Annotated in this window: 8 protein-coding genes; 6 read left to right on the top strand and 2 right to left on the bottom strand. The window is 71.9% G+C overall.

Translation table 11 applies throughout. The annotated features are described in order from the left end of the window. Positions 1-123: 123 nt before the first annotated feature. Positions 124-1,350: an acyl-CoA dehydrogenase family protein gene (locus tag LCE31_RS00560; protein ID WP_225011808.1), complete on the bottom strand. Its 1,227-nt coding sequence runs from the start codon at positions 1,348-1,350 to the stop codon at positions 124-126. 144 nt (positions 1,351-1,494) lie between these two features. On the opposite strand from LCE31_RS00560, the gene LCE31_RS00555 reads away from it, so the two are divergent. After that, on the top strand, positions 1,495-2,142 hold the full coding sequence (locus LCE31_RS00555; protein WP_225011806.1) for a TetR family transcriptional regulator: 648 nt from the start codon (positions 1,495-1,497) through the stop codon (positions 2,140-2,142). A gap of 375 nt (positions 2,143-2,517) precedes the next feature. Here the strand turns inward: LCE31_RS00555 and def are convergent, their stop codons facing one another. Then, the gene (gene def, locus LCE31_RS00550) at positions 2,518-3,096 is read right to left on the bottom strand and encodes a peptide deformylase (RefSeq protein ID WP_225011803.1); all 579 of its coding nucleotides are present in this window, start codon (positions 3,094-3,096) and stop codon (positions 2,518-2,520) included. Positions 3,097-3,221: 125 nt separating this feature from the next. Between def and LCE31_RS00545 the strand changes: the two genes are divergently transcribed. The 5 genes from LCE31_RS00545 (at position 3,222) to LCE31_RS00525 (ending at position 7,806) form a co-directional block, all read left to right on the top strand. Continuing rightward, positions 3,222-4,460 (top strand): Mur ligase family protein, encoded by a 1,239-nt coding sequence (locus LCE31_RS00545; protein WP_225011802.1) that lies wholly within the window; start codon positions 3,222-3,224, stop codon positions 4,458-4,460. Between the two features lie 39 nt (positions 4,461-4,499). Continuing rightward, positions 4,500-5,228 (top strand): type 1 glutamine amidotransferase, encoded by a 729-nt coding sequence (locus LCE31_RS00540; RefSeq protein ID WP_225011799.1) that lies wholly within the window; start codon positions 4,500-4,502, stop codon positions 5,226-5,228. Positions 5,229-5,453: 225 nt separating this feature from the next. After that, complete coding sequence (locus tag LCE31_RS00535) at positions 5,454-6,479, top strand: 6-phosphofructokinase (RefSeq protein ID WP_225011797.1); 1,026 nt, start codon at positions 5,454-5,456, stop codon at positions 6,477-6,479. Positions 6,480-6,631: 152 nt separating this feature from the next. Next, positions 6,632-7,582, top strand: a complete 951-nt coding sequence (locus LCE31_RS00530; protein ID WP_225011793.1) for a cytochrome c oxidase assembly protein — start codon at positions 6,632-6,634, stop codon at positions 7,580-7,582. A gap of 59 nt (positions 7,583-7,641) precedes the next feature. Continuing rightward, a complete protein-coding gene (locus tag LCE31_RS00525) occupies positions 7,642-7,806 on the top strand; it encodes a hypothetical protein (RefSeq protein ID WP_225011809.1) in 165 nt (54 codons plus the stop codon). Positions 7,807-7,997 lie beyond the last annotated feature (191 nt).

Below are 7,997 nucleotides of genomic sequence, written 5' to 3'. Positions count from 1 at the left end.
ATCCTGATGCCGGTCCCGGACCGCGACTTCGATGTGACCGAGGTGGCCGTACCCTGGCGACTGCTGACCGAGGCGGGGCCCCCCCGCGGGGGGGGGCCCCCCGGGGGGGGGCCCCGGGGGGGGTCAGCGGATCGGCACGCCCGAGAGGGTGCGCGCGATCACGAGTCGCTGGATCTCACTGGTGCCTTCGAAGATCGTGTAAATGGCGGCGTCCCGGTGCATGCGCTCCACCGGGTACTCGCGGGTGAAGCCGTTGCCGCCGAGGATCTGGACGGCCTGCGCGGTGACCTGCTTGGCGGTCTCGCTGGCGAACAGCTTCGACATGGACCCTTCGGCCGACTCGAACTTCTTGCCCGTCGTGGCCATCCAGGACGCGCGCCACACGAGCAGCCTGGCGGCGTCGATCCGGGTGCGCATGTCGGCCAGCTGGAACGCGACGCCCTGGTTGTCGATGATGGGGCGGCCGAACTGGCTGCGGGTGGTGGCGTAGTCGAGCGCGACCTCGTAGGCGGCGCGGGCGGTGCCCACGGCCATCGCGCCGACCGCGGGCCGGGAGGCCTCGAAGGTGGCCATCGCGGCGTTCTTCAGGCGCTCGCCCCCGGCCGTCGCCCTCTCACGGGCACGGGCCAGGCGCTCGTCGAGCTTGTCCTTCCCTCCGAGCAGGCAGGCGCCGGGGACGCGTACGCCGTCGAGGACGACCTCGGCGGTGTGCGAGGCGCGGATGCCGTGCTTCTTGAACTTCTGGCCCTGGGACAGGCCGGGCGTGCCGGGCGGCACGATGAACGAGGCATGCCCCTTGGAGCCGAGTTCCGGGTCCACGACGGCGACCACGACATGGACGTTGGCGATGCCGCCGTTGGTCGCCCAGGTCTTGGTGCCGTTCAGCACCCACTCGTCCTTCGCCTCGTCGTAGACGGCGCGGGTGCGCATCGCGGCGACGTCGGAGCCGGCGTCCGGCTCCGAGGAGCAGAAGGCCGCGAGTTTCACGTCGTCGGGATCGCCGTACATCTGCGGTATCCAGGTGCCTATCTGCTCGTCGGTGCCGTTGGCGAGGACGCCGACGGCGGCGAGGCCGGTCCCGACGATGGACAGGGCGATGCCCGCGTCGCCCCAGAACAGCTCCTCCATCGCGAGGGGGATGCCGAGGCCCGACGGGTCGAAGTACTGCTGCGCGTAGAAGTCGAGGGAGTAGATCCCGAGCTTGGCCGCCTCCTGGATGACGGGCCAGGGGGTCTCCTCGCGCTCGTCCCACTCGGCGGCGGCCGGGCGGATCACCTCCGCGGCGAACCCGTGCAGCCACGCACGGATCTCCTTCTGCTCGTCGCTGGGTTCGAGTGTGAACTCGGCCATCTTCCCTCCATGGTTACTGCTGGTAACCACAGTCTGTTACCGGCGAGTAGTGCCTGTCAACCGATCACGCCTGATCAGCACCCTCTCGGCCGGGGGTGTTAGGTTGCGCGGGCGTCACGAATTGGGTAGGGGCGGGGAGAAACGATGGAGACGACACCACAGCAGTCGGAGCAGCGGCGGGCGGCCCAGCTGCGCCGGCGGGAACTGCTGGAGGCCGCCGACCGGGTGGTGCTCAGGGACGGCCCCCGGGCCTCGATGAACGCGATCGCGGCGGAGGCCGGGATCACCAAGCCGATCCTGTACCGCCACTTCGGCGACAAGGGCGGGCTGTACAGGGCGCTCGCGAAACGCCACACGGACGCCCTGCTGAGCGGGCTGCGGGCGGCGCTGGACGCGCCCGCCGAGCGCCGCAGACGCGTGGAGGCCACGCTCGACACGTACCTCGCCGCCATTGAGGCGAACCCGCAGGTCTACCGCTTCCTGATGCACCCGGCCGAAGACGCCCCGCCGCTCGACCAGGGCTTCGACACCGGCCGCCACTCGGCGCCGCTGCTGCGCCGGCTCGGCGAAGAGCTCGCGATCGTCATAGAGGAACGCATCGACCTGGGCGAGAACAGCCGGCGACTGGCCAGGATCTGGGGCCACGGGATCGTCGGCATGATGCACGCGGCCGGTGACTGGTGGCTCGGCGAACGGCCCTGCTCCCGGCAGGAGCTGGTGACGACGATGGCCGACCTGCTCTGGGGCCGGCTCGCGAACGCCGCGGACCGCCCGGACGGCCCCGGGTTCTGAACCACCAGGGACGGCCCGGTGTTCCGGACCGGCCGTACCAGCGGAGGTCTTGACCGGGCGCGCCAGCCCGGGACCGAACCCGTGGGAACCGCCACGAGACCCGCACACGAACAGCCGGCAGCCTCCGGCACAGGCGGGAGCGCTTACGGGCGACGACGGGACGCCGGACCACCTCGGGATGCTTTCTGCACCCGCGCCCGGCCACTCTCCGTCACCTCTCGAAGCCGAGCCGCATTCGCGCCACGGTCTTCCCGCGCCGCCTCAGCCCTCGCTCCCGCCCCCGCCCTATCGCCGCGAGCCGGCGTCGAGCCCCGCGTACGCACGCCGCGGGACCGGAGGGCAGGTCCCCGAGCCCCATGCCCGTCCGCCGCGCTCCTACCGTTCGGACGGGTCCGAGCGCCGCTCCCGGGCTCGGGCGGCGCCCCAGGGCGCGCGGGCCGCGGCCCTCAGCAGCTTCGACCTGCGGCGTCCGGTCAGCCGGTCGGAGTAGACCCCGCCCGCCAGATGGTCGCTCTCGTGCTGGAGGCAGCGTGCGAAGAACCCCTCCCCCACGACGCGCACCGGCTCACCGTCCCGGGTCAGCCCCTCCACCACGGCACGGTCGTAACGCTCCGTGCCCGCCTCAAGGCCGGGCAGCGACAGGCACCCCTCCGGGCCGCGCACGACGATTCCGTCGGCCGCGATCAGCCGCGGATTCACCAGATGGCCGACATGCCGGACATCGTCGTCGTCCGGGCAGTCGTAGACGAACACCCGCAGCGGCACGCCGATCTGGTTGGCCGCGAGGCCCACGCCGCGCGCGGCGTACATCGTGGCGAACAGGTCCTCGACCAGATCCGCGAGGCCGGGGCCGAAGTCGGTGACCGGCTCGCAGGGCGCGTGCAGCACGGGATCGCCGAGCGTCCGCATGGCTCGTACGCGACCACCACTGCCGGGGATCGGACGGTTTCGCATGACCGTCAGGGTACGGTCCGCATGATCGCCGTCTTCGGCGCGGTGGCGGCTTCGTGCCGCGGTTCTGGGCCGTGGCCGGATCTCGATAGGCTGACCCACGACCGACGCGAGGAGGATCAGGGACGATGGCAGGCAACACGGAGCCGCTGCCTTCGCGGGCCAAGCTGGCCGTGACGGCGGGCAAGGCCGCGGCAGCGGTGTCGCGCGCCGCCGGACGCGGCAGCGGATCGGTGATCGGCGGAAAGGTAGCGCTCCGGCTCGACCCCGACCTGCTGCGCCGTCTCGCGCAGCACCTCGACGTCATCCTCGTGTCCGCGACCAACGGCAAGACCACCACCACCCGCCTGATCGCGGAGGCCCTGCGCGCCGCCGGGCCCGTGGTCTCCAACGCGCTGGGCGCCAACATGCCCGCGGGCATCACCTCGGCGCTCGCCGGCGGCTCGGACGCCAAGTTCGGTGTGATCGAGGTCGACGAGAAGTACCTGGCCGGTGTGGCGCGCGACACCACACCCAAGGCGATCGCCCTGCTGAACCTCTCCCGCGACCAGCTGGACCGCGCGGCCGAGACCCGCATGCTCGCCGAGAAGTGGCGGGAGGGGCTGGCCGGCACCAAGGCGATCGTGATCGCCAACGCCGACGACCCGCTGATCGTGTGGGCCGCCTCCTCCTCGCCGAACGTGGTCTGGGTCGCGGCGGGCCAGGAGTGGAAGGACGACGCCTGGTCGTGCCCGTCGTGCGGCGGCGTGATGCAGCGGCCTGGCGACGACTGGTTCTGCGCGCAGTGCGGGTTCCGCCGCCCCGCGCCCAGCTGGGCGCTGCGCGACGACCACGTGCTCGACCCGCACGGCTCCGCCTGGCCCATCCACCTCCAGCTGCCCGGCCGGGCGAACAAGGCCAACGCGACCACGTCCGCCGCGGTCGCCGCGACGTTCGGTGTGCCGCCTGGCGTCGCCCTTCAGCGCATGTACCAGGTGCAGGCGGTGGCGGGACGCTACGACGTGGTGTCCTTCCAGGGCCGCGACCTGCGGCTGCTGCTCGCGAAGAACCCGGCCGGCTGGCTGGAGACCTTCTCGCTGATCGACCCGCCGCCGACCCCGGTGATCCTCTCGGTCAACGCGCGCGGCGCGGACGGCACGGACACGTCCTGGCTGTGGGACGTCGACTACACCCGCCTCGGCGGGCACCCGATCTTCGTCCTCGGCGACCGCAGGCTCGACCTCGCGGTCCGCCTCGAGGTGGCGGGGCTCGCGTTCCGCGTCTGCGAGACGCTGGACGAGGCCGTGCAGTACGCGCCGCCCGGACGGATCGAAGTGATCGCCAACTACACGGCCTTCCAGGACCTGCGCCGCCGTGTCGGCAACTGATCCGACGGCCCGCCGAGCTTACGAGAGGAACGAGCGAGCATGAGCGAGAGCAGCCTCAGGCTGGTGTGGATCTACCCCGACCTGCTGAGCACCTACGGCGACCAGGGCAACGCGCTGGTCGTCGAGCGGCGGGCGCGCCAGCGCCGGCTGAACGTCTCGCGGGTGGACGTACGCAGCGACCAGCCGGTGCCGACGTCCGGCGACATCTACCTGATCGGCGGCGGTGAGGACCGGCCGCAGCGGCTGGCCGCCGAGCGGCTGCGGCGGGACGGCGGGCTGAACCGGGCCGTCTCCAACGGCGCGATCGTCTTCTCCGTCTGCGCCGGCTACCAGATCCTGGGCCACGAGTTCGTCAACGACCTCGGCCAGCGCGAGCCGGGCCTCGGCCTGCTCGACGTGGTCTCCACGCGCGGCGAGGGCGAGCGCTGTGTCGGCGATGTGCTCGGCGACATCGACCCGCATCTCAACCTGCCGCCGCTGACCGGCTTCGAGAACCACCAGGGGATCACCCATCTCGGCCCGAGGGCACGGCCGTTCGCGCGCGTCAGGCTCGGCAGGGGCAACGGCACGGGGGACGGCACCGAGGGCGCGTTCAACGACACCGTCTTCGGTACGTACATGCACGGTCCCGTGATGGCGCGCAACCCGCACATCGCCGATCTGCTGCTGAAGCTGGCCCTCGACGTGAACGCGCTGCCGCCGGTCGACGACCGGTGGTACGACGCCCTGCGCAACGAGCGGATCAACGCCGCCGTCCAGCCCGCCTGAGCGGTGGTGCCGCACAGCTGAGCAGCTGCTCCGCCCACCCGGCACACCCCTCCTGAGCAGCGGCTTCACCATCTGAGCGGCCCGGCCGCCGAACCCGGCACCCTCCTGTCCAGCAGGCGGACGCCGGGTTCGGTGACGGTACCCGGCGCCGGTAGGGTGGCGGCGATCAGACCGGACGACGGGGTCCGGCCATCGCCCCCACACGTTGCAAAGGTTGTCCGGGCCATGCGAATTGGTGTCCTCACCTCCGGCGGTGACTGCCCCGGCCTCAACGCGGTGATCAGGTCCGTCGTGCACCGCGCCGTCGTCGACCACGGCGACGAGGTCATCGGGTTCCACGACGGCTGGAAGGGCCTTCTGGAGTGCGACTACCGCAAGCTCGACCTTGACGGTGTCGGGGGCATCCTGGCCCGTGGCGGCACCATCCTCGGCTCCTCCCGTGTGCAGCCCGCGCATCTGCGCGGCGGCGTGGAGAAGGCCCGCGGCCACGTCGCCGACCTGGGCCTGGACGCGATCATCCCGATTGGCGGCGAGGGCACGCTCAAGGCGGCGAACCTGCTGTCCGAGGCCGGCCTGCCGATCGTCGGCGTCCCGAAGACCATCGACAACGACATCGCCTCCACTGACGTGACCTTCGGCTTCGACACGGCCGTCGGTGTCGCGACGGACGCCCTGGACAGGCTGAAGACCACCGCCGAGTCGCACCAGCGTGTGCTGATCGTGGAGGTCATGGGCCGGCACACCGGGTGGATCGCCCTCCACTCGGGCATGGCGGCGGGCGCGCACGCCATCGTCGTACCGGAGCGGCCCTTCGACATCGGCGAGCTGACCGCGCTGGTCGGCAAGCGGTTCCTGGCCGGCAAGCGGTTCGCGATCGTGGTGGTCGCCGAGGGCGCCAAGCCGCGCGAGGGCTCCATGAAGTTCGACGAGGGCGGTACCGACATGTACGGCCACGAGCGGTTCGCCGGGGTCGCGGGGCAGCTCGCCGTCGAACTGGAGCAGCGCCTCGGCAAGGAGGCCAGGCCGGTCATCCTCGGGCACGTCCAGCGCGGCGGCACCCCGACGGCGTACGACAGGGTGCTGGCGACCCGGTTCGGCTGGCACGCCGTCGAGGCCGCGCACCGCGGCGAGTTCGGCATGATGACGGCACTGCACGGCACGTCCATCGACATGGTGCCGCTCACGGAGGCCGTCGAGACGCTGAAGACGGTCCCGGCCGCGCGCTACGCGGAGGCGGAGTGCGTCCTGTAGACGCGCGTTCCTGACAGTGCGTCGGCCCCGCGCCCGGGCCCGCACCGCTCGCCGCGGGTCCCGGACCGCCCCCCGCCGCCGCCGCGGCTGGGGGCGGTTCTAGTCTGGTGGCGGACATCAGGTACGAATCACGCCCCCACAGGAGTACGCGGATGGATCACAGCATGCACGGCATGATGATGGATTTGCCGCCGTTCACGCTGAGCCGGGCGTTCGTCTACTCGTCCGACCCGTTCTTCCTGGTCTCCTGCGCCCTGGGCATCGTGCTGTACGGCTGGGGCGTGCTGCGGCTGCGGCGCCGCGGGGACGCGTGGTCACCGGGCCGGAGCGCCTCGTTCCTGCTGGGTGTCCTGCTGGTCGGCCTGACGATGTGCACGGGCCTCAACGACTACGGCATGGTCATGTTCAGCGTGCACATGGTGCAGCACATGCTCATCAGCATGGTCGCGCCGATCCTGCTGCTGCTCGGCGCGCCGGTCACCCTCGCCCTGCGGACGCTGCCGGTGCTGGGGCGCGGCCGGAAGGGGCCGCGCGAGCTGCTGCTGATGCTGCTGCACAGCCGGTTCGTGCGGGTGGTCTCGCACCCGGTCTTCACGATCCCGGTGTTCATCGCGAGCCTCTACGGGCTGTATTTCACGCCGATCTTCGACTTCCTGATGCGGTCCGAAACCGGGCACATCGTGATGATGGTCCACTTCCTCGCGGTGGGTCTGCTGTTCTTCTGGCCGATCATGGGCATCGACCCGGGCCCGCACCGCTCCGGCTACCTGATGCGGATGCTGGAGCTGTTCGCGGGGATGCCGTTCCACGCGTTCTTCGGCATCGCGCTGATGATGGCCAGCCAGCCGATGATCAACGCGTACAGGCACCCGGCGGCCTCGCTCGGTGTCGACGCGCTGTCCGACCAGACGGCCGCGGGCGGCATCGCGTGGGCCTTCAGCGAAGTCCCCTCGGTGCTGGTGCTGCTCGCGCTCGTCTTCCAGTGGTACCGCTCGGACCAGCGCCAGGCGACGCGCCAGGACCGGGCCGCCGACCGGGACGGCGACAAGGAGCTCGCCGCCTACAACGCCTATCTGGCGTCGCTCCAGGCCCGGGGGCAGTAGCGCGCGGGCCCCGGTTCGGGTGAGGATGGGCTCACCGTCGGGCCGGGAGGAGGACGCGGGTGTCCGGATCATCCACGAAGAGCATGGGCGTCATCACGGTGGTCGGTCTTGTCGTGGTGACCGCCTATACCGCGGCGATCGGCAGCAACGGCTGGCTCTGGTTCGGCTGGGTCGTCCTCGGCCTCCTGACGCTGGGCATGATCGCCACCGGCCGCGGCGACTGAGCCGCGGGTCGGGTCGCCGGGGCACGGAGTCGTCGGCCGAGCTGCTGAGAGGCCCTGCGGGACGTGGGAGACGCGTTGCGTGGAGAAGGGGGGGGGGGGGGGGGGGGGGGGGGGGGGGGGGGGGGGGGGGGGGGGGGGGGGGGGCGGGGGGGGCCCCGGCGGCCCCCCCCCCGGCGGCGGCGCGCCCGCCC

Origin of the sequence: Streptomyces sp. 8L (assembly GCF_020176795.1) — a bacterium.
GTDB lineage: Bacteria > Actinomycetota > Actinomycetes > Streptomycetales > Streptomycetaceae > Streptomyces.
The sequence above is the reverse complement of the archived record's forward strand: the minus strand, read 5'-3'. Positions and strand labels throughout refer to the sequence as shown.